The 19,897-nt window shown below is 58.7% G+C and carries 21 protein-coding genes; 12 read left to right on the forward strand and 9 right to left on the reverse strand.

Features of this window, described 5'->3' with window-relative positions:
* Window positions 1-55: 55 nt before the first annotated feature.
* Together BM069_RS09545 and BM069_RS09550 are read left to right on the forward strand one after the other, a co-directional pair.
* Window positions 56-784 carry a hypothetical protein gene (locus BM069_RS09545; RefSeq protein ID WP_093323241.1) on the forward strand — a complete coding sequence of 243 codons (729 nt, stop codon included), beginning with the start codon at window positions 56-58 and terminating at the stop codon, window positions 782-784.
* Between the two features lie 94 nt (window positions 785-878).
* Window positions 879-1,655: a type 1 glutamine amidotransferase gene (locus tag BM069_RS09550; RefSeq protein WP_093323242.1), complete on the forward strand. Its 777-nt coding sequence runs from the start codon at window positions 879-881 to the stop codon at window positions 1,653-1,655.
* Between the two features lie 103 nt (window positions 1,656-1,758).
* On the opposite strand, the gene BM069_RS09555 is transcribed toward BM069_RS09550, so the two are convergent.
* Window positions 1,759-2,889 (reverse strand): DUF2652 domain-containing protein, encoded by a 1,131-nt coding sequence (locus BM069_RS09555; protein WP_170846719.1) that lies wholly within the window; start codon window positions 2,887-2,889, stop codon window positions 1,759-1,761.
* A gap of 169 nt (window positions 2,890-3,058) precedes the next feature.
* On the opposite strand from BM069_RS09555, the gene pheT reads away from it, so the two are divergent.
* Together pheT and BM069_RS09565 are read left to right on the forward strand one after the other, a co-directional pair.
* Window positions 3,059-5,458, forward strand: a complete 2,400-nt coding sequence (gene pheT, locus BM069_RS09560; protein ID WP_093323245.1) for a phenylalanine--tRNA ligase subunit beta — start codon at window positions 3,059-3,061, stop codon at window positions 5,456-5,458.
* Between the two features lie 4 nt (window positions 5,459-5,462).
* The gene (locus tag BM069_RS09565) at window positions 5,463-5,888 is read left to right on the forward strand and encodes a GNAT family N-acetyltransferase (RefSeq protein ID WP_093323246.1); all 426 of its coding nucleotides are present in this window, start codon (window positions 5,463-5,465) and stop codon (window positions 5,886-5,888) included.
* On the opposite strand, the gene BM069_RS09570 is transcribed toward BM069_RS09565, so the two are convergent.
* Window positions 5,885-6,763 carry a LysR family transcriptional regulator gene (locus BM069_RS09570; RefSeq protein WP_093323248.1) on the reverse strand — a complete coding sequence of 293 codons (879 nt, stop codon included), beginning with the start codon at window positions 6,761-6,763 and terminating at the stop codon, window positions 5,885-5,887. The two genes, BM069_RS09565 and BM069_RS09570, sit on opposite strands and share 4 nt — an antisense overlap.
* Window positions 6,764-6,848: 85 nt before the next feature.
* Between BM069_RS09570 and BM069_RS09575 the strand changes: the two genes are divergently transcribed.
* Together BM069_RS09575 and BM069_RS09580 are read left to right on the forward strand one after the other, a co-directional pair.
* Window positions 6,849-7,481, forward strand: coding sequence for a class I SAM-dependent methyltransferase (locus tag BM069_RS09575; protein WP_093323249.1), 633 nt, complete (start codon window positions 6,849-6,851; stop codon window positions 7,479-7,481).
* An 80-nt stretch (window positions 7,482-7,561) separates the two neighbouring features.
* Entirely contained in the window at window positions 7,562-8,011 is a 450-nt protein-coding gene (locus BM069_RS09580) for a YtoQ family protein (protein ID WP_093323251.1), read from the forward strand.
* A gap of 38 nt (window positions 8,012-8,049) precedes the next feature.
* On the opposite strand, the gene BM069_RS09585 is transcribed toward BM069_RS09580, so the two are convergent.
* On the reverse strand, window positions 8,050-8,748 hold the full coding sequence (locus BM069_RS09585) for a glutathione S-transferase family protein (RefSeq protein ID WP_093323252.1): 699 nt from the start codon (window positions 8,746-8,748) through the stop codon (window positions 8,050-8,052).
* Window positions 8,749-8,899: 151 nt separating this feature from the next.
* On the opposite strand from BM069_RS09585, the gene mscL reads away from it, so the two are divergent.
* Together mscL and BM069_RS09595 are read left to right on the forward strand one after the other, a co-directional pair.
* Entirely contained in the window at window positions 8,900-9,334 is a 435-nt protein-coding gene (gene mscL / locus BM069_RS09590; protein ID WP_093323254.1) for a large conductance mechanosensitive channel protein MscL, read from the forward strand.
* Between the two features lie 112 nt (window positions 9,335-9,446).
* Window positions 9,447-10,241 (forward strand): mechanosensitive ion channel family protein, encoded by a 795-nt coding sequence (locus BM069_RS09595; protein ID WP_425288675.1) that lies wholly within the window; start codon window positions 9,447-9,449, stop codon window positions 10,239-10,241.
* Between the two features lie 163 nt (window positions 10,242-10,404).
* Here BM069_RS09595 and BM069_RS09600 read toward each other — a convergent pair whose 3' ends face one another.
* Together BM069_RS09600 and ald are read right to left on the reverse strand one after the other, a co-directional pair.
* Window positions 10,405-11,004, reverse strand: coding sequence for a protein-methionine-sulfoxide reductase heme-binding subunit MsrQ (locus BM069_RS09600; protein WP_093323570.1), 600 nt, complete (start codon window positions 11,002-11,004; stop codon window positions 10,405-10,407).
* Between the two features lie 176 nt (window positions 11,005-11,180).
* A complete protein-coding gene (gene ald / locus BM069_RS09605; protein WP_093323257.1) occupies window positions 11,181-12,299 on the reverse strand; it encodes an alanine dehydrogenase in 1,119 nt (372 codons plus the stop codon).
* Window positions 12,300-12,435: 136 nt separating this feature from the next.
* Between ald and BM069_RS09610 the strand changes: the two genes are divergently transcribed.
* The 3 genes from BM069_RS09610 to BM069_RS09620 all read left to right on the forward strand — a co-directional run bounded on the left by BM069_RS09610 (window position 12,436) and on the right by BM069_RS09620 (window position 15,512).
* Window positions 12,436-12,894, forward strand: coding sequence for an Lrp/AsnC family transcriptional regulator (locus BM069_RS09610; RefSeq protein ID WP_093323571.1), 459 nt, complete (start codon window positions 12,436-12,438; stop codon window positions 12,892-12,894).
* A 183-nt stretch (window positions 12,895-13,077) separates the two neighbouring features.
* Entirely contained in the window at window positions 13,078-14,664 is a 1,587-nt protein-coding gene (locus BM069_RS09615; protein ID WP_093323573.1) for a GMC family oxidoreductase, read from the forward strand.
* Window positions 14,661-15,512, forward strand: a complete 852-nt coding sequence (locus BM069_RS09620) for an ornithine carbamoyltransferase (protein WP_093323258.1) — start codon at window positions 14,661-14,663, stop codon at window positions 15,510-15,512. The genes BM069_RS09615 and BM069_RS09620 overlap by 4 nt, the downstream gene beginning before the upstream one ends.
* Before the next feature lie 79 nt (window positions 15,513-15,591).
* Here BM069_RS09620 and BM069_RS09625 read toward each other — a convergent pair whose 3' ends face one another.
* From BM069_RS09625 to rpsU, 4 genes are all read right to left on the reverse strand, one after another.
* Window positions 15,592-16,497, reverse strand: a complete 906-nt coding sequence (locus BM069_RS09625) for a haloalkane dehalogenase (protein WP_093323260.1) — start codon at window positions 16,495-16,497, stop codon at window positions 15,592-15,594.
* Window positions 16,498-16,633: 136 nt separating this feature from the next.
* Window positions 16,634-17,503 (reverse strand): glutathione-dependent disulfide-bond oxidoreductase, encoded by an 870-nt coding sequence (yghU, locus tag BM069_RS09630; protein WP_093323261.1) that lies wholly within the window; start codon window positions 17,501-17,503, stop codon window positions 16,634-16,636.
* A gap of 69 nt (window positions 17,504-17,572) precedes the next feature.
* Window positions 17,573-18,667: an adenylate/guanylate cyclase domain-containing protein gene (locus BM069_RS09635; protein WP_093323263.1), complete on the reverse strand. Its 1,095-nt coding sequence runs from the start codon at window positions 18,665-18,667 to the stop codon at window positions 17,573-17,575.
* A 132-nt stretch (window positions 18,668-18,799) separates the two neighbouring features.
* Window positions 18,800-19,006: a 30S ribosomal protein S21 gene (gene rpsU, locus BM069_RS09640; protein ID WP_024088814.1), complete on the reverse strand. Its 207-nt coding sequence runs from the start codon at window positions 19,004-19,006 to the stop codon at window positions 18,800-18,802.
* A gap of 121 nt (window positions 19,007-19,127) precedes the next feature.
* Here rpsU and BM069_RS09645 point away from each other — a divergent pair, with 121 nt between their 5' ends.
* The gene (locus tag BM069_RS09645) at window positions 19,128-19,820 is read left to right on the forward strand and encodes a COQ9 family protein (RefSeq protein ID WP_093323264.1); all 693 of its coding nucleotides are present in this window, start codon (window positions 19,128-19,130) and stop codon (window positions 19,818-19,820) included.
* The last annotated feature ends 77 nt before the right edge of the window (window positions 19,821-19,897 follow it).

Here is a 19,897-nt window from a genome sequence, read left to right on the forward strand (position 1 = left end):
CACCTTTGGTGCGCCTTGATTGCATTTGGGGACGAATTTGAGAGGCGAGCGGGACATGTTTGACAGCCAAGAATGGAGCAGAACGGAGCGCAAGGTGTTCCGGCGGAAGCATCATTATTTTACGACGCTAAAGTATTGGCAGGAGTACCAGTCGAAGTTCGCTTATATTGACAACAAGTCCCAAGGGTTGCTCGCGGCGTCTGGTATCCTCATCGCTGTTTTTCTGATTTCTTTGAATTACCAGTTTCGCACCCACCATGCTGTGGGATCAATTGAACTTGTCAAAACATTGCTGGCGTTTTTGGGGTTCTTTTGCGTGGTAGCGTCTTCGTGGGCGTTGATGCGTTGCTTCTCAACGACAGCAGGGCAGGAGTTCAAACAGGTTCAGGTGTCCATCGGCAAATTCGAGGATTCCCTCATTGCAGAAGAGAGCACCAAGCGAGAGGCGGTGATCGACTGGGTTTTGCAAGAGTTTAAGGATCTGGTGGAGGCCTCTCCGCAAGATTTCGAGAAATGTAGGAGCGAACTGGAGCAGAAAGTGACTGAGCTTGTTGAGGCCTCTCAATCGACATCCAAGCCGATCCTTCTGAACTTTGAGGAGATACGATCAGAGCTTCATGATCTGATCAAAGAGCTACGCGCGCGAGTCGAAAACGAATTGGACAAACGGCACAGGCACTACATGACGGCGCGATATCTGGTTTGGGCGGGCATCGGATTGCTTGGTTTGCATGGAGTGTTGATGGTTTGGCCGGCAATGCAGGCTGTCATTGGGGTCACATGAAAATATGTTGCGTCAAGCAACAGGTTTTGTCGCATTTGACGTCTCTTGTCTGGCGTCGATTTGATAGCAATGCTGAAGGTAGAGGAGCACGACAATGACCTCAATTCTGATCATTGAAAGCAACACGCCCGACCTTTTGGCGATGGGGAAATCCGCGTCGGCGTCTTTTCTGCGCGCGTTTCAGGGGCTTGCGCCGGAGCTGCGGATCACCGTGGAATGCCCTTATGCAGCACCGCTGCGTGAGGATGCTTTGACCGGCATCGACGGGGTGGTTTTTTCAGGCTCCGGCGTGGCATGGGCAACGGATGCCGCGGAAGCTGCGCCTTTGCGGGCGGCCATGGAGCAGGTTTTTGACGCTGGCCGTCCGGTTTGGGGCTCGTGCAACGGGTTGCAACTGGCCGCGGTGGTACTGGGCGGAGCGGTCGGGGCCTCGTCCAAAGGAATGGAAATCGGATTGGCCAAAGAGATCGCGCCCACGGATGCGGGAAAGCGGCATCCGATGATGGCAGGGCGCGAGGACGGGTATTGTGTGCCTTGCATTCACCGCGACGAAGTACAGCGTTTGCCTGAGGGGGCGGTGTTGTTGGCCGGAAATGCGCATTCCCCAGTGCAGGCGATGGCCTATCAGCAAAATGGAGTGGATTTCTGGGGCGCGCAGTATCATCCGGAGATGACCGCATTGGATGTGGGCACCATCATCGGCAGTGGTGCCTTTGCCAACGAAGCGGCCTTGGGCGCGGACTTGCGGATCGCGGATGCGGAGCCTGAGGTGGCTTTGAGTCTTGGGGGGAAGGCCGACAGCCTGTCTCCAAAGGTGCGCACACGGGAACTGCGCAATTGGCTGTCGCATGTGCGCAGTCTCCAAGCCTGAGCTTGTTTTCTCATTGCTCGAAATACCTTGGGGGAGGCCCAGCTTGTCTGGGACGGGGGCAAAGCCCCCTGACCTGCTGAGCAGCCCTGCGTGGCAAGGAGAGTTAAGCGGCCACAGGTTCGGTTTCAGAAGCGAGTTTTTTGCCGAGGGCAGTCATCTTGGTGATGCGGTTTTCCTTGTCTGGCACGATGATCGACTTCAACTTCTTCTGAACCGCCCCGTTCATGATCTTGCCCATGAGTTTGGCGGAGCTAGGCTTGGAAAAGCGCAGTTTGACCATGGTGCCTTCGCCCATTTCCACCAATTCCATCGTTTCCAGCATCGATAGGCCCATTGGCAGATTGTAGCGCCCGGTCACATAGTCTCCGGGGTTCCAGTCCACGATTTCATATGGGAAAATGTCATCGCCATGATGGCAATGGTATAGTGTGCCGGGTTCGATCTTGCCTTTGTTGGTGTTCAAAAGGTCGACCTGATCCGCCCCCAGCCATTCCGCGCGCAAATCGGGGCGGGTGCAAATCGTAAAGGCGATCTCGGGGCTTACCGGGAGCGGAATCATCCATTCTTCGATCAACAGATCCTCGCCGGTTTCAACGAAGGTACGTTCGGTGGTGCGGCGGCGCTCCCATGCTTTGCGCATGTCGCGCACCACGTATTCGATCTCGCCAATGTGCTCGATGTCTTCGGTGTGAAAGTCGCTTTCGTCAAAGAGGTCTTTCATATCCATCGAGCGCAGCGCATCGCAGGAAATCAACGTGTAAGCGTTTAGGCCTGTGCGTTCCTTGACCGAGTTTTTCAGGAGCCGGAAGGCGGTGATCACATCCTGACCGGCCAACTCCTCGCGCCCGCCGGTTGCCTGAATGACGCAGTCGCCGTGATGGACCACGATTTTCAGCTCCAGATCTGCGACGTTGGCACAGGCGTCACAGGGGCAGGAGGTGTTGAGGATCATCTTTTCCTTGGCGCGGGCAAAGACGCAGTAAAGCTGTTCGGCAAAGTCCAGAATGAACTGTTTGGTCATCACGTCGTTTTCAAAAGCATAGGCAAAAACCGCGTCGCCCTGAAGGCCGGATACTGCCAGCGGGGCGCGGATTGCGGGCACCAAATCGCCAAACAGAGATTCCAGAATGCCTTTGGCGTGTTCTATTGGCGTTGTCGCCATGAATTTTGTGTATCCGGAGATATCTGCGATCACGAAATAGGCGGTCTTCACGCCATTTTCTTTGGCGGCCATGGCCATTCTCCCTGTCATCCCAGACTTTACTATGCGTCAACTTTGGTGATTTTCAAAATCTGGCGGGATAGCAGCGGTTTGACGGGCATGAGGACAATGCACCCTTTCCCCTGTTGCGCTTATCCGGTATTGCCCTCACTGACCCTTTTTTGACTGGCGGAACGGCGCAATGAAATTCACTCTTTCCTGGCTGAAAGACCACCTGGACACCACTGCAAGCGTTGACGAGATCTGTGAGACGCTGACCGACCTTGGCCTTGAGGTCGAGGACGTTGTGAACCCTGCGGACCGGTTGACCGGCTTTACACTGGGCAAGGTGGTCAAGGCCGAGCAGCATCCTGACGCGGACAAGTTGCGTGTCTGTCAGGTGGCAACCGATGAAGGCGAGAAGCAGATCGTTTGTGGCGCGCCCAACGCACGTGAAGGCATCACCGTCGTTGTGTGTAAGCCGGGCATGTATATTCCGGGGCTCGATTTGACCATCAAGGTGGGCAACATCCGGGGCGTGGAAAGCCACGGCATGATGGCGTCGGAAAAAGAACTGGAGCTGTCGGATGAACATGACGGCATCATCGAACTGGCGTCTGGTGAGGTTGGCGATGCCTTTGCCGACTGGCTGGCGGCCAATGATCCGGCCAAGGTTGACCCGATGATCGAGATTGCGATCACGCCGAACCGCCCCGACGCGCTGGGCGTTCGTGGCATTGCGCTTGATCTTGCCGCGCGTGGGCTGGGTGAGATGAAGCCTGCGAAAACCGCTTCTGTCGCGGGCAGCTTTGACAGCTCGATCTCTGTGACGATTGATGAAGACGCGGCCACCGATGGCTGTGAGGTTTTTGCCGGTCGTTTGATCAAAGGCGTGAAAAACGGCCCGTCGCCGCAGTGGTTGCAGGACCGTCTGGTCGCGATTGGCCTGCGTCCGATTTCGGCGCTGGTCGACATCACCAACTTCTTCACCTTTGACCGCAACCGCCCGCTGCACGTGTTTGATGCGGATAAGGTCAACGGCAACCTGCGGGTGCATCGCGCCAAGGGCGGCGAGACGCTGGTTGGACTGGACGAGAAAGAATACACATTCGCAGAGGGCATGGTGGTCATCAGCGACGATACGGCCGTTGAATCCATCGGCGGCATCATGGGTGGTTTGGCCACCGGTTGTACCGAAGAAACCACCAATGTCTTCCTCGAAGCCGCTGTCTGGGATCACATTCAGATCGCCTACACGGGCCGTGGCCTGAAGATCAATTCGGACGCACGCTATCGCAACGAGCGTGGCATCGATCCGGCCTACAACATGCAGGCGATGGATGATGCGACGCAGATGATCATCGATCTGTGTGGCGGTGAGGCATCGAACGTCGTGACCGACGGTGCCGTGCCGGATGTGAGCCGCGCCTACAAGCTGGACACCGACCGTGTGCAGTCTCTGGTGGGTATGGAAATTCCGGCCGAAACGCAGCGTGCGACGTTGACTGCGCTGGGCTTTGTCATCGACGGTGACATGGCGCAGGTGCCAAGCTGGCGCCCCGATGTGCGTGGCGAGGCCGATCTGGTGGAAGAAGTGGCGCGGGTTGCGTCCCTGACCAAGCTGGAAGGCAAACCGTTGCCGCGCGTCACCGCGGGGCTGCCCGAGCAGATCCTGTCGCCGATGCAGAAGCGCGAGCAGATCGCCCGCCGCACCACCGCGGCCTTGGGTTACAACGAATGCGTGACCTACAGCTTCATCGACAAGGCATCCGCCGAACTCTTTGGAGGTGGCTCGGACGCGACCATGCTGGAGAACCCGATTTCCAGCGAAATGAGCCACATGCGCCCATCGCTTTTGCCAGGTCTGTTGCAGGCCGCGGCACGCAATCAGGCGCGCGGGTTCAACGACATGGCGCTGTTTGAATGTGGCGCGGTGTTCCATGGTGGCGAGCCGGGTGAGCAGGAAAACATCCTGACCGGCATTCTGGTGGGCCGCACCGTTGGCAAGGACATTCATGGCGAGAGCCGTGGTGTGGACCTTTATGATGCCAAGGCGGACATGGAAGGCGTGCTTGAGGCGCTGGGTGCGCCGGTTAAGTTGACCTACAACCGAGGCACCAACGGCTGGTGGCATCCGGGCCGCAGCGCCAAGGTTGGGCTGGGTCCGAAGAAGGTGCTGGGCGCCTTTGGTGAATTGCACCCCAAAGTGCTGAGCGAGATGAACGTGAAGGGGCCGGTTGTGGCCTTTGCCATCCATCTTGCGGAAATCCCGATGCCGAAGAAAAAGTCGGCCTCGCGCGGTGCTGTGACTATGGCGGATCTTCAGGCGGTCGAGCGTGACTTTGCCTTTGTGGTGGACGCGGATGTTGAGGCGGTGAACCTCGTGAACGCCGCAGCCGGTGCCGACAAGGCGCTGATTGACGAAGTGCGCGTCTTTGACGAATTCATCGGGGGCAGCCTTGGTGAGGGCAAAAAATCCCTCGCGATCACCGTGCGTTTGCAGCCCACCGACAAGACGCTGAAAGAAGCGGACATTGAAGCGGTGGCCACGAAGATCGTCGAGAAGGTCACCAAGGCGACCGGCGGCGAATTGCGGAGCTAAGGACATGCTCCCGCGTCTGGCCCAAGCTTACGAAGCAGAAGCCATCGCGCGGTTGATTGATGCCGCATTCCAACCTTATCGCGATCAGGGCGTGGTCCTGCCGGATGTGTCCGGCGGGATTGATCGCATGATTGCGGCGGGGCAGGTATGGGTCGCTGGCCGCGCCGAAGTGCAGGGCGTTCTGGTGGTGACAATCGCGCCGCCCAAAGCGCATTTGATGAACGTTGCGGTGGCGCCGGATGCTCATGGCAAAGGGCTCGGTGGCAAGCTGATTGGTCATGCGGTGGCTTTGGCTAAGGATGCGGGCTGTGACGAGATCGCGCTGGCGACGCATGTCGATCTGACTGGAAATATCGCGCTGTATCATCATCTTGGCTGGCAAGAAACCGAACGCGACGGCAATCGCGTGATGATGTCTCGCGCGCTTTAGGGTTTTGCGAGAGCTTCGGCCAGCACATCAAAAACGAGACGGATTTTGCGGCTGGTGTGGAGCTCGCGGTGGGTGGTCAGCCAGATCGGGAAGGTGATCGGGGCGAGGTCCGGAAGGACGCGCTCGACGCCTTTGGTTTTGGCGGCAATGCCTGCGTCCATTGGCGCGATGCCAAGCCCCTGACGGCAGAGTTCCCAGGCCACAAGTCCGCTGGCAGACCCGGCGCGGAAGTTGTCGTGAGAGATCGGGAAGCCCATCGGGTGTAGGTATTCCAGCATGCGATCAATGTCAGAAAGCCCAATGAAATCGTGATGTTTCAAGTCGTCCACGGTTTTTGGACGACCGCGGCGATCAAGATAGTCAGGCGCGGCGTAGAAGTGACCTTCGGAGTCGCGGATCAAACGGGCAATCAGGTCGGGTTGTTCGGGTCGGACGTGGCGGATGGCGATATCGGCCTCCCGCCGCATGATGTCGCGGATGTCGTCGCCTGCGACCACGTCGATCACCAGTTTTGGCGCGCTTTGGCGCAGGCGGGCGAGGATCGGGGGCAGCAGGTAGGCGGAATAGACATCGCTGGCGGTGATCGCTACGCGGCCCTCAATGGTCTGGCTTTGGCCCGAGGCGGCGAGGGATACGCGGTCGGCGGCCGCACCCATCGCGCGCACATGTTCAAGGAGCTCTGCGCCCGCGTCCGTTAAGTGCAGGGAGCGGCCAACACGTTCAAACAGCATGACGCCAAGGTCAGCCTCTAGCGCCGACACCTGCCGGCCGAGGGTTGGCTGCGTCAGGTTGAGTTTGCGCGCAGCAGCGGACAGGGAGCCTTGCTCTGCGGTGGCGAGAAAGGCGCGGATGTGGTTCCAGTCAAAGTCTTTCATGCATTTTTGTATAAGGTATTTGCGAATTTCGGCAATTCACATGTGTTTGCGCATGAATATGTTATTGCCAGTGAAGGAGAGAGTTATGATGAGTTCGGCCACTTTTTGGGACAAACAAGCGCGCGGTTATGCCAAGAGCCCGATAGGGGACATGGCGGCCTATGAATACACGCTGGGGCGCACGCGGAGTTATCTGAAAGACAGCGAACACGCGATGGAAATCGGGGCAGGCACCGGCAGCACGGCGATCAAGCTCGCGGATGCGGTGAAACAGCTGACGGTGATGGATATCTCGGGCGAGATGCTGGAGATCGGCAAGGAGCGCGCGGCGGAGGCGGATGTGCACAATCTGAGCTTTGTGCGGGCGGTCGCTGCGAATGCGCCGGAAGGGCCGTTTGATGTGATCATGGCGCACAACCTGTTGCATCTGTTAGATAATCTGGAGAGCGATCTGGCGGACATCGCCTGGCGAGTGAAATCGGGGGGGCTGTTCATCAGTAAGACGCCCTGTATCGCCGAGCCGGGGTTGGGGTTCAAATTCGGGCTACTGAAGATGGCGATTCCGGTGATGCAGATGTTCGGGAAAGCGCCGTTTGTGCGGCATTTGCATATTGCGGAGCTTGAGGGGCTGATCACGGCTGCGGGTTTTGACATCATTGAAACCGGCAATTTTCCGGTGCGTCCACCGAGCCGTTATATCGTTGCGCGCAAACGTTGAAACAGCTTCAACGCGGTTCGCGATTGGCGTGGGCCGCGGGAGGGGGTATCACTCTGTTCGAACCCAAGAGGAGAGATTTGATGACCCTGAGTGTGTATCTGAGCGGTGAAATTCACACCGACTGGCGCGAGCAGATTATTGATGCCTGTCAAGGGCTTGATGTGGCGTTCGACAGTCCCGTGACCGATCATGCAGCCAGCGATGATTGCGGCGTGGCGATCATGGGCGCGGAGGAAAACAAGTTTTGGCACGATCACAAGGGTGCCAAACTGAACGCCATCCGCACGCGGCGCGGGATCGAGATGGCCGACGTGGTTGTCGTGCGCTTTGGTGAGAAATACAAACAGTGGAACGCGGCGTTTGACGCGGGATATGCGAGTGCTTTGGGCAAGAGCATCATTGTGGTGTCACAAGCCGAGCATCAACATGCGCTGAAAGAGGTGCACGCGGCGGCGCTGGCGGTGACAGATGAGCCAAAGGCCGTGGCGGAGATGCTGCGCTATGTGCTGACCGGTGGGTTGCCCAATTAAGGGAAAGAAGGTGCGCGGAGGCCGCGCACCCAAAGACGTTAGGGCCGCGGCGGGATGTTGCGGCCTTTTTGCACCGCGGGACGCGCCATGAAGCGCTCCAGATAAGCGACCGTGTTGGGGAAATTGTCCCAGCCGACCAGTTCCTTGGCACCATAAAACTCCAGCGCACCAAGCCAAGGGGCGATGGCAATGTCGGCGATCGAAAACTCTCCGGCGATCCAGTCCTGACCGTCGAGTTGTTTCTCGATGACAGCCAGAAGACGCTTGGCCTCGCTGATGTAGCGCTCGCGCGGGCGGGGGTCTTCGATCTCGGAGCCGGCAAACTTCACAAAGAAGCCCATCTGACCAAACATCGGGCCAACGCCGCCCATTTGGAACATCAGCCATTGGATGATGTGAGCTTTGTCGGCGGCTGAGTTCCCTAGAAGTTTTCCAGCTTTTTCAGCCAGATAAATCAGGATCGCTCCGCTTTCAAACAGCGTCACCATCTCGCCATCCGGCCCTTTGGGGTCGATGATGGCGGGGATTTTATTGTTGGGGTTCAGCGCCAGAAACTCGGGGCTTTTGACGTCGGCGTCCGACAGCGTCACCAGATGCGCCTCATAGGGCAGCCCCAGTTCCTCAAGGGCGATAGATGCTTTCACACCGTTGGGGGTGGGGAAGGAATAGAGTTGGATCACATCCGGATTTTGTGCGGGCCAACGGGTGTTGATGGGGTGTTCGGTCACAGTGCTCATAGTGTCTCCTGTCGCGGCTTTGGGGGAATAGATAAGGTCATTTTCCCCTGAAACCATAGGAGTATCCGTGCGAATCCGAACATGTTAATGTTCGTGCGCGCAGCCAAACAAAGAGCAAAAAGCGCGATTTACAGGGAAGGGAACAAAGATAATGCTACAAGAATTCAAGGACTTCATTGCCAAAGGCAATGTGATGGACATGGCCGTGGGGATCATCATCGGCGCTGCATTTACGGCAATCGTTAAATCAATGGTGGGCGACCTGATCAATCCGTTTGTAGGATTGTTTATGGGCGGCGTGGATTTCACCAACATGTATGTGGTTCTGGCCGGTGAAGTGGCTGAGGGTGCGAGCCTTGAAGCCGCACGGGAAGCTGGGGCCGCGGTGTTTGCATGGGGTTCATTCGTTATGGCGATCATCAACTTCCTGATCATCGCTTTCGTGGTGTTCATGCTTGTGCGCTATGTGAACAAGGTCAAAGAAGCCGCGGCCAAAGCAGAAGAAGAGGCTCCGGCAGAAGAGGCACCCGCGGGCCCAAGCGAGTTGGATGTGCTGCTTGAGATCCGTGACGCGCTGAACAAATAACGCAAATTTGCGTTAGGTCATGGCGGTTGGGGCTTGCACCTCGCCGTCATATTTCGTTTTGGAACAGGCGGATACAAGGGCTGCCTATGGAGAGTGACAGGTGGAGACGGTAATGGAACAAGTTGCGAGCTTTGGCCCGCTGGTGATGTCTGCAGGCAAAGCGCTTGTGGTGCTGGTGATTGGCTGGATTGTGGCCGGTTGGGTAAGTGCTATGGTGCGGCGTCGGGTGAACAAAACACCGGAAATTGACAAAACGCTGGGGAATTTCGCGGCGAGCATCGTGCGCTGGGTGATCCTGTTGATGGTGCTGGTCGCCATTCTCGGGATCTTTGGCATCGAGGCCACGTCGCTGGTGGCGATGATGGGGGCCGCCACGCTGGCCATTGGTCTGGCGCTGCAGGGTACTCTGAGTGATCTGGCGGCGGGCTTTATGTTGATCCTTTTCCGTCCCTACAAGCTTGGTCAATATGTCGATGTCGGCGGCACGGCGGGCACGGTTGTGGACCTGAACCTTTTTGTTACCGAATTGAAAACACCGGATAATGTTCAGATCATCGTGCCCAACGGGCAAGCCTGGGGCTCGATTATCACGAATTATTCGCATCACGATACACGTCGGGTGGACGTGGTTTTTGGTATCGACTATGGCGATGACATCGAGAAAGCACGCGACATCATTTTGGCGACCGCAGCCAAGGATGATCGGGTTCTGAAGGATCCAGAAAGCTGGGCGCGTGTGACCAATCTGGGCGACAGTTCCGTGGACATCACCGCGCGGATCTGGTGTCAGGCGGATGACTTCTGGGACCTGAAATTCGAGTTTACCCAAGCGGTGAAAGAGGCGTTTGATGCCGGCGGGATTTCGATCCCCTATCCGCATACCGTGGAAATCAAACGCGAGGCGTAAAGCCACCGTGCGTAGGTGCAAAGTTAAAGAAGGCGGGAGCGTTGAGTGCTCCCGCCTTTTTCGTTGTTAACAAAGCGAAATTGGTGACGCCGGGGATTGTCGGCATTGCGTCGGTGTCTTTCCGATCTTTGCGAAGGTGTTACCGCAACGCTCTGTCTTGGCCCTATGCAGTACGGCTGGGTCGTGGGCGAAGGTACCAGTACCAGAGCCTGTAGGCCTCGAGCGCAGCAAGTGGTGCGAAGTGGACAAGCGCGACTCCCGGCTCTTCCCAATTGTGAAGCGCAGCCCAATGGACAAGCACAAAAAGTGCTGCGACGTAGGTCCAGCGTTGGAGTGGCTTCCACCATGTGCCGAGTTCGCGCACCCATCTGTCCGCTGACGTCAGTGCAAGTGGGATGAAGATTAGAAAGGCAATCCAGCCGGTCCAAATCCAAATACGGTCGATGTGCCCAAGAACGCGAGACAATGATCCTCGGTCAATCAGGTAGAAAACCGTGTGCAACGCGGCATAGGCAAAAGCGGCCACCCCGAAGTAGCGGCGGTTTTTCTTGAGCCAGCGAGTCCAGCCTTTGCCGCGAAAAATCATAGCGAGTGGTGTGATCATCATGGTGACGATCAGCAGGCGCGCGGCCCATTCGCCGGTGGGGTGCACCAGCATGTGAATGATGCGCGGATTTGTCGAGGTCATGGCCATCCAAGACCATGCGATGAGCGGGAGGGCGAAGAGGGTCCAGAGACCATAGGGAGAGAAACGGGAGGTCATGGTTTGGTCCAACGATGCAAGAGAAACCGGATACACCGGTGATAATCTTGAAACGTCTGGGCCAGAGGATTCCGTCGCGTTGCGGCAAAATCATTGAGCGGATTTGGCCGGAATTTTAGCAAAACAATTATGCTACGGTGGGGAAAAGGTGCGCGCGGCGCGCGCACCCAAGGCCATTAGTTTTTGAGAGCCAGCGCGGGCGAGATCACGTCGATGCCAAGCGCCTTGCCAACCGCGTAGTAGGTCAGCTGACCGGCATGAACATTCAGGCCATTGAGCAGGTGCGGATCATCTTCGCAGGCCTGCTTCCACCCTTTGTTGGCGAGGTTCAGCAGGAAGGGCAGAGTGGCGTTGCCAAGCGCCTGTGTCGAAGTGCGGGCCACCGCGCCGGGCATGTTGGCAACACAGTAGTGCATGATGCCGTCGACTTCGTAGATCGGGTCGGCGTGAGTGGTCGCGCGGGAGGTTTCAAAGCAGCCGCCTTGGTCGATGGCCACATCGACAAGCGCCGCGCCGGGCTTCATCTCGGAAAGCTGTGCGCGGGTCACAAGTTTCGGAGCCGCCGCACCGGGGATCAGAACCGCACCGATCACCATGTCGGCCTCGCGCACCAGCTCGGCGGTAGCGCCTGCGGTGGAGTACTGGTTCTTAAAGGCGCCGCCATAGACATCATCCAAATAGCGTAGACGCGGCAGGGAGCGGTCCAGAACGGTCACATCCGCGCCCATGCCTGCGGCGATTTTCGCGGCGTGGGTGCCGACGACACCGCCGCCAATCACCACAACTTTGGCCGGAGCCACGCCAGGTACGCCGCCCATCAGAACGCCGCGGCCACCGTTGGCCTTTTGCAGGGTCCAAGAGCCGACCTGTGGGGCCAGACGTCCGGCGACTTCGGACATGGGGGCCAAGAGAGGCAGACCGCCGTTGGCGTCGGTTACGGTTTCATAGGCGATGGCGGTGCAGCCCGAGTCCATGAGGTCTTTGGTCTGTTCGGGATCGGGGGCGAGGTGCAGGTAGGTGAACAGCAGCTGGCCTTCGCGTAGCATCTTGCGCTCGCCCGCTTGCGGTTCTTTGACCTTCACGATCATGTCGGATTTCTCAAAGACCTCGGCGGCGGTGCCGATGATCGCAGCGCCTGCGGCGGTATAATCTTCGTCGGTGAAACCTGCGCCATTGCCGGCGCCTGACTGGATCAGCACGTCGTGGCCGTGCGCGATGGCTTCGCGGGTTGCGTCAGGCGTCATGCCAACGCGGAATTCCTGCGGTTTGATTTCTGTGGGGCATCCGATCTTCATGTCGCTCTCCTGATGTGACTTTAGGTAAAGGTAGGAACGCAGGCGTGAAATTTGCTTGATTTTTGTGCAGTTTGAAAACTTGGCATTCGAAGAATCTTCGAATATTGAGATATGGGGCGCAAGGAGTCACCGCATCATGTCACTTGATTCAACGGATCGTCGGATTTTGACAGTCCTGCAAAAGCAGGGCCGGATTTCCAATGCGGAACTGTCAGAGCGGGTGAACCTGTCGGCCAGCGCCTGTCACCGGCGGGTGCATCGGCTTGAGGCTGATGGGTACATTCGGGACTATGTGGCGTTGCTTGATCCGCGCAAGATGGACGTGCCCACCACGGTTTTTGTCGAGATCACGCTGTCTGGGCAGGCGGATGAGGTGCTGGACGCTTTTGAAAAAGCTGTGGCGCGGATCCCAGATGTTTTGGAGTGTCATTTGATGGCGGGCACGGCGGATTACATCCTGAAGGTGGTCGCGGAGAACACCGAGGATTTCGCACGTATTCACCGTCAACATCTGGCACGCTTGCCTGGGGTGGCGCAGATGCAGTCTAGCTTTGCGTTGCGCACGGTTTTCAAAACCACAGCCTTGCCGGTGTGAGCGACTGGGGGCCAGCCCCCTCGGCCTGCGGCCTCACCCCCGAGGTATTTTGGCAAAAGGAAGCGGTTTGGGAGGTTCAGGCCGTAAGGGCTGAGTCGGGCCCAACCCGAAGGGGCGGGAGGGGTTTGGTTGACAGTGCTGAGCGGTCCTTGTCTGGTGCGTGCAGGATTTGGGGAGGGTGCCTTGGACTGGGATCATATTGTTGTGGGCGCGGGCAGCGCGGGCTGTGTTGTGGCGGCAAGGCTGGCGGAAGGCGGGCGCAAGGTGTTGCTGCTGGAGGCTGGCGGGCGGGACAACTACCACTGGATCCATATTCCGATGGGCTATCTTTATTGCATCGGCAATCCGCGCACCGACTGGATGTACAAAACCGCGCCGGATGCAGGGCTCAATGGGCGGTCGTTGGTGTATCCGCGTGGGAAGGTTTTGGGCGGGTGCAGCTCGATCAACGGCATGCTGTATCTGCGCGGGCAGGCGGCCGATTATGACGGGTGGCGGCAAATGGGCCTGTCCGGCTGGGGCTGGGACGATGTGCTGGAGCTGTTCAAGAAATCCGAGGATTACATGGAAGGGCCGTCGGATATGCACGGGGCTGGCGGGCCGTGGCATGTGAACAACCAGCGTCTGCACTGGGATGTGCTGGATGACTGGATGGCAGCGGCGGAGGCCGCGGGGGTGCCGCGCACGGATGATTTCAACACCGGCGACAATGAGGGTGTGGGATATTTCAAGGTGAACCAGAAGAGCGGCTGGCGCTGGAACACGGCGAAGGCGTTTTTGCGGCCTGCGAAGACGAACCTGAAGGTGGAGGTGAAGGCGCAGACGACGCGGTTGTTGATTGAAGACGGATGCGTGGTTGGCGTGGAGTACCGCCAGAATGGCGAACTCAAGCAGGCGCGTTGCGGAGGCGAAGTTGTGTTGTCGGCGGGGGCGGTGAATTCGCCGCAGATATTGCAGCTGTCCGGCGTGGGGCCGGGGGAGGTGTTGCGCGCGCATGGCATCGAAGTGGCGCATGAAATGGCGGGCATTGGCGCGAACTTGCAGGATCATTTACAGCTGCGCTGTGCGTGGAAATTGCAGGGGGCCAAGACGCTGAACACCATGGCGAACTCGCTGTGGGGGAAGGCCAAGATCGGCATGGAATATCTGGCGAAACGCACGGGCCCGATGTCGATGGCGCCGAGCCAGTTGGGGGCGTTTACCAAGTCGCGGCCGGACTTGGCGACGCCGGATCTGGAATACCATGTGCAGCCGTTGAGCCTTGAGGCGTTTGGGCAGCCGTTGCACGATTTTCCGGCGATCACCGCGAGCGTGTGCAACCTACGGCCCGAGAGCCGCGGGCATGTGCGGATCAGGTCGGCGGATCCGTTTGAGGCCCCAGAGATTGCGCCGAATTATCTGGCGACAGAAGGTGATCGTGCGGTGGCCGTGGCGGCGATCCGACAGGCGCGGACGATCATGGCACAGGGGCCGATGGCAAAGTATGCGCCTGAGGAAATGAAGCCAGGCATCACGGCACAGGATGAGGCGGAGCTGGCGCAGGCGGCGGGGGATATTGGCACGACAATCTTTCATCCCGTTGGCACGGTGCGTATGGGCAGCGACGCGGCGGCGCCGCTGGATGGGGCGTTGCGGATGCGTGGGCTAGGAGGTATGCGGGTGGTGGACGCTTCGGTCATGCCGACGATCACCTCGGGCAACACAAATGCGCCGAGCATCATGATCGGTGAGAAAGCGGCACAGATGATGCTGGCGGAGGCGGCGGGATGAGGCATCTGCTGCGCGTAGATGATCTGGATCAGGCGCGTGCGGAGGCGGTGTTGGCGCGGTCTTTGCAGATGGTGCGGGATTGGGAGGCGCGGAGGATGCCGCGTGCGCTTGAGGGGCGGCGGATCGGTTTGATTGCCGAGCTGCCTGGATGGCGCAATCCGACAGCACTGAAGTTTGGGGCAGCGGACATGGGTGCGATCTGTGTCGATACCGGCGCGACGCTTGAAGGTGGTGAGGCCGTCGAGGATCTGGCGGGCTATCTGGGCAATTGGTGTGACTTGATGGCGGTGCGCACACCGCGCCTGTCGCAGTTGTCGGCTTTTGCCGCGGCTGCGGATTTTCCGGTGATCAACCTGCGCACCAATGACAACCACCCGTGTGAGGTGCTGGGCGATCTGGCTTATGTGTTGTCCGCCCGTGGACATCTGGACGGGTTGAAGGTTGTGGTGGCGGGGCCAAAAGGAAACATCGCGCGGTCTTGGCTGGAAGCGGCGCGGCTGTTGCCGATTTCGGTGACGCAATGGTGTCTTGCGGGGCAGGGATTTGAGGTCAAAGACCTGCCGTCAAACGGGGCTGTCACTCAGGATGTCGCGGCCCTTGAGGAGGCGGATGTCATTGTCACGGATTGCTGGCCCAAGAGTGAGGCGCAAGAGGCGGCGGGCTTTTCGGTGACGGGGGCGATGTTGGATAGGTGTCGACCCGACGTGATGTTCATACCCTGTCCGCCTGTCACACGCGGAGAAGAGGTGGATGAGGCGGCGATGGGGCATGCGTCATGCGTGGCCACTGAGGCGAAGGCGTATTTGATGCATGTTCAGAATGCAGTCATGGTCGAGGCGCTGGGCTAGCCTCATGCCGCCATCGGCGCCCTTCTTAATGACCTCGGTAGTGGTAGGGGCGGCCGATGGCGAGACTGACGTTTGGGGGTCAGGTCCGTGCGATCAGGTCCAGCGCGACCTGTGCCAGTTCTGGGCCGACGTCCTCTTGTAGGAAGTGGTTGCCGCCTTCCAGAATGGTGTGGGGCTGACCTGTCGCGCCGGGCATCAGTTTCTGAAACACCTTGTCCACGCCGGCCATGATTTTGTCGTCCGAGCCAAAGGCCGTCAGCACGGGGATGTCGAGCCCCATCAGCACTTTCCACGCGTCGCGGTTGGGTTGCGCGGCGGGGTCGTCGGGGCTGGCGGGGACCAGCATCGGGAACTGACGCGCGCCTTCCTTGAAGCTCTCGTCCGGAAATGGCGCATCATAGGCGGCGATCTCGGCCTCGGTCAGTTTGGACGTGGTGCCGCCATAGACGATTTTGCCGGTGTTGAAGACCGGTGTGGATTGCGAAAACTCGCGCCAGCCTTCAAAGGCCTTGCCCATCGGTTGATCGCCTGTCGGCAGGGCGGTGTTGGCGACAACGATGCGGGCAAACCGTTCGGGCATGGCGGCGACAAGGCGCAGACCGATGAGGCCTCCCCAATCCTGACAGACCAGCGTGATGTTTGTCAGATCGACCTGTTGCAGCCAATCCGTCATCCAATCGACGTGGCGCTGATAGGTGTAGTCGGTGCGTTTGGTGGGTTTATCCGAGCGACCAAAGCCCACCAGATCAGGGGCAACGACACGGTGTCCGGCAGCCGTAAAGAGCGGGATCATGTGGCGGTAGAGATAGCACCACGTCGGCTCTCCGTGCATCACGAGGATGGGAGAGGCGTCGCTTGGGCCTTCGTCAAGGTAGTGGACGCGCAGCTGCCCGCCTTCGGTGTCGTCCACGGTTTTGTAGTGCGGCGCGAAATCAAAATCGGGCAGGTTTTCGAAACACTCGTCGGGGGTGCGCAGAATATCCATGTCAGTCTCCGGGCAAATCAAATGCAGTTGCGGGAAGTCTGAAGAAGGAGGGCGAAGCTGTCCAATGCTACGCCACGGCGCGACGCGAGGTATTTGCGATGAAAGGCGCGGGACAGAGGCCCCGCGCCTTGTGATCTTAGCCCTCAGAATGGGCCAGTTTGTCTTGGGTTTTGGTGTCGAAATCTTCGGCAGAGTGACGTTCGTGAAGCTGCTGCTCGGGCTCTCCCCAAGCGCGGTTTACTTTGACGCCGCGCTTCACAGCTGGGCGGTCGTTGATCTCTTTGGCCCAGCGTTGCACGTGCTCGTAGCTTTCGACATCAAGGAATTCGGCGGCCTCATAAAGACGTCCCAGCGCCAGCGCGCCGTACCATGACCAAATCGCGATGTCGGCGATGGTGTAGTCATCGCCCGCAATAAAGCGGTTGTCGGCGAGTTGGCGGTTCAGCACGTCAAGCTGGCGCTTGGTTTCCATGGCGAAGCGGTTGATCGGGTATTCCCATTTTTCCGGCGCATAGGCGTAGAAATGGCCAAAACCGCCGCCCAGATATGGCGCGCTGCCCATTTGCCAGAACAGCCAGCTGATCATTTCGGCGCGGTTTTCCGCAGGCCCAAGGAAGGCGTCGAATTTTTCGGCCAGATGCAGAAGGATCGCACCGCTTTCAAAAACGCGGACTTCCTTGTCGCCGGACAGATCCATCAGTGCCGGAATCTTGGAGTTGGGGTTTACGTCGACAAAGCCTGAGCCGAACTGGTCGCCTTCACCGATGTTGATCAGATAGGCGTCGTATTCCGCGCCCGCATGGCCGGCGGCCAGAAGTTCTTCGAACATCACGGTGACTTTGACACCGTTGGGCGTGGCCAGCGAGTAAAGCTGGAAGGGATGGTCGCCGCGCGGCAGGTCTTTGTCCTGCGTCGGGCCCGCGATCGGGCGGTTGATGCTGGCGAATTTTCCGCCGCTTTCGGAGTCCCAGGTCCAGACTTTGGGCGGGGTGTAAGTGTCGGTCATGTGCGTACCCTGTTTGCGTTGATTGCCGATAACTTAAGCGCATTTACGGCAAATGACAGGGGGGCGGGATCAGTTTCCCAAAGCGGGCAGGGAATAGGGACCAGCGTTTGTGCCCAGCGCCATCATCAGCGTTTCTGTTTCGCGTCCTCTGAGCGTGGTGCGACCCATTTCCGTGGCAGTGATGTCATCGGGGAGGTCCATATGCGCCAAGGTGTCGGCATCCGTCATCACGCCAACGCCATATGGCTTGCAGGCGTCTTGCAGACGTTTGGCGGTGTTGATCGTGTCGCCGATGTAAACCACCTGACGTTTCTCGCCGCCGCATTCGCCAACAGCGACGGGACCTGCAGCCATTCCGATGCGCAGGTTCGGCGCTACGCCGAATTTTTCGAGATACTGCGCGCGGACATCTTCGACTTTTTCAAAGATATCATAGAGACAACGCAGCACTCGCGTGTTTTCGGCTTTGCTTCTGACGCGCCAACTGGCAACGACCTCGTCGCCGACATAGTTGTGCACCGTTCCGCCGTTGCGGTGGATAGCAGGATCGATGTCGAGAAACAGGCTGGTGACAAATTCGAGGCTGCGTTGATCTCCGAGTTTGTCCGCCATGGCTGTGAAGCCGACAATATCGGCCAGCACAAATATGCGTTTTTCATTCACCGGTCGGGAGTAGCGGCCCATCAGCAGATGCCGCAGCGTGCGACCGCCCACAAGCCGGCGGGCTTGAAGGGTGAGTTGGATCATCAGCGCCGTGCCCGAGGCAAAAACAAAATCGCGCATAAACCCGCGCTGCATCCAGTTCTCAAACGTGGCCCATTCCGGACTGAAGACCACGTGGCTGAGCGCCAGCGCGAGCACCAAATGCCAGGAGGTGATGACAGATCGCAGCAAAAAGGCCGGTACGAATGCCATGGAGCGAAAGGTGCGCTGGACCCGCTTGCGGTGCACGGTTAGCTCCAGAAGCGAGACCACAAGGGCCACGAACACGCCCCGGAACGCGCCCCACACCAACAGGAGCCCAGAATAGTTGCGCCCGACAATCTGGGCCATGATGTAGCCGTAGAACGCCCCTGCCACACCGGCAAAGATGAGAATGAACACCAGCGTAGGCAGGTGTTGTTTCAGGCTTTCAGGGGAGAACGGTTTTTGCATTGTGCTCATGTGGGGCGTGCCGAAGGTATCTCAAGCTTTATACGCGGAATTTTTGTATTTCCGTCGCTGGCAAAAACAAACCCCCGAAGCAGATGCAACGGGGGTCGTTTATTCTTGTGTCCAAAGCTGGCGGGAAGTTGCTTAGAGCAAACCCTCGCGCTGGAGCTTCTTACGCGCCAATTTACGGGCACGGCGGATCGCTTCAGCTTTTTCGCGCGCTTTTTTCTCGGACGGCTTTTCGAAATGTTGCTTGAGCTTCATTTCGCGGAAGACGCCTTCACGCTGCAGCTTTTTCTTCAGGGCACGGAGCGCCTGATCGACGTTGTTGTCACGAACACTAACCTGCATGTGGTTTTCACCACCTTTCTAAGTTTGAGTTGCAATGAAATTGCAGGAAGCCGCCGTATAGCAAGTGGTCCAAAGATTGTCTAGTATGGCTGCAAGTGCAGAATGATGCAGGAGTTCTTCCGTGACTGACGCCCCCCAAACCGATCTGAAAACGCGCCTTCTGGAGGCCGCAGAAACCCATGTGCCCTTTGATGGCTGGTCCGAGGCGGCCTATGCGGCGGCTGTGAGTGACAGTGGCGTGGACCCGACGGTGGCGCGGGCGATTTGTCCGCGCGGCGCGGTGGATCTGGCTGTGGCCTATCACAAGCGCGGCGATTCGCAGATGGTTGCCGCGATGACCGAAGGAGATCTGGCGGCGATGAAAATCCGCGAGAAGATCACCTTTGCGGTGCGCAAGCGGCTTGAGATTTGCACCGATCGCGAAGTGGTGCGTCGCGGCACAACCCTGTTCTCCCTGCCACAACACGCCGCGCAGGGTGCGCAGCTGATCTGGGGCACCTGTGATGCGATCTGGAATGCCATCGGCGATACATCCGACGACCTCAACTGGTACACCAAGCGCGCGACGTTGAGCGCCGTTTACGGCTCCACAGTGCTTTACTGGCTCGGGGACGAAAGCGAGGGCCAGCAGGCCACGTGGGCGTTTCTGGACCGGCGCATTGAAAACGTGATGCAATTCGAGAAATCCAAAGCCCAGTTCAACGCCAGCCCCATGGGCAAGCTTATGGCCGCTCCTCTGGAGATGCTGGGCCGGATCAAGGCGCCGCAAATGCCCCGGGACATGCCTGGGAGCCGGACCCCGCCGCGCAGCTGACGACAGGTTTTCTTTGGGGCCAAAGGCCAAGACGGGCGTCGCCCCTTGCCGCCACGTTGCAGCACCAAAGTCCCTAT

Origin of the sequence: Shimia haliotis (assembly GCF_900114415.1) — a bacterium.
Taxonomy (GTDB): domain Bacteria; phylum Pseudomonadota; class Alphaproteobacteria; order Rhodobacterales; family Rhodobacteraceae; genus Shimia; species Shimia haliotis.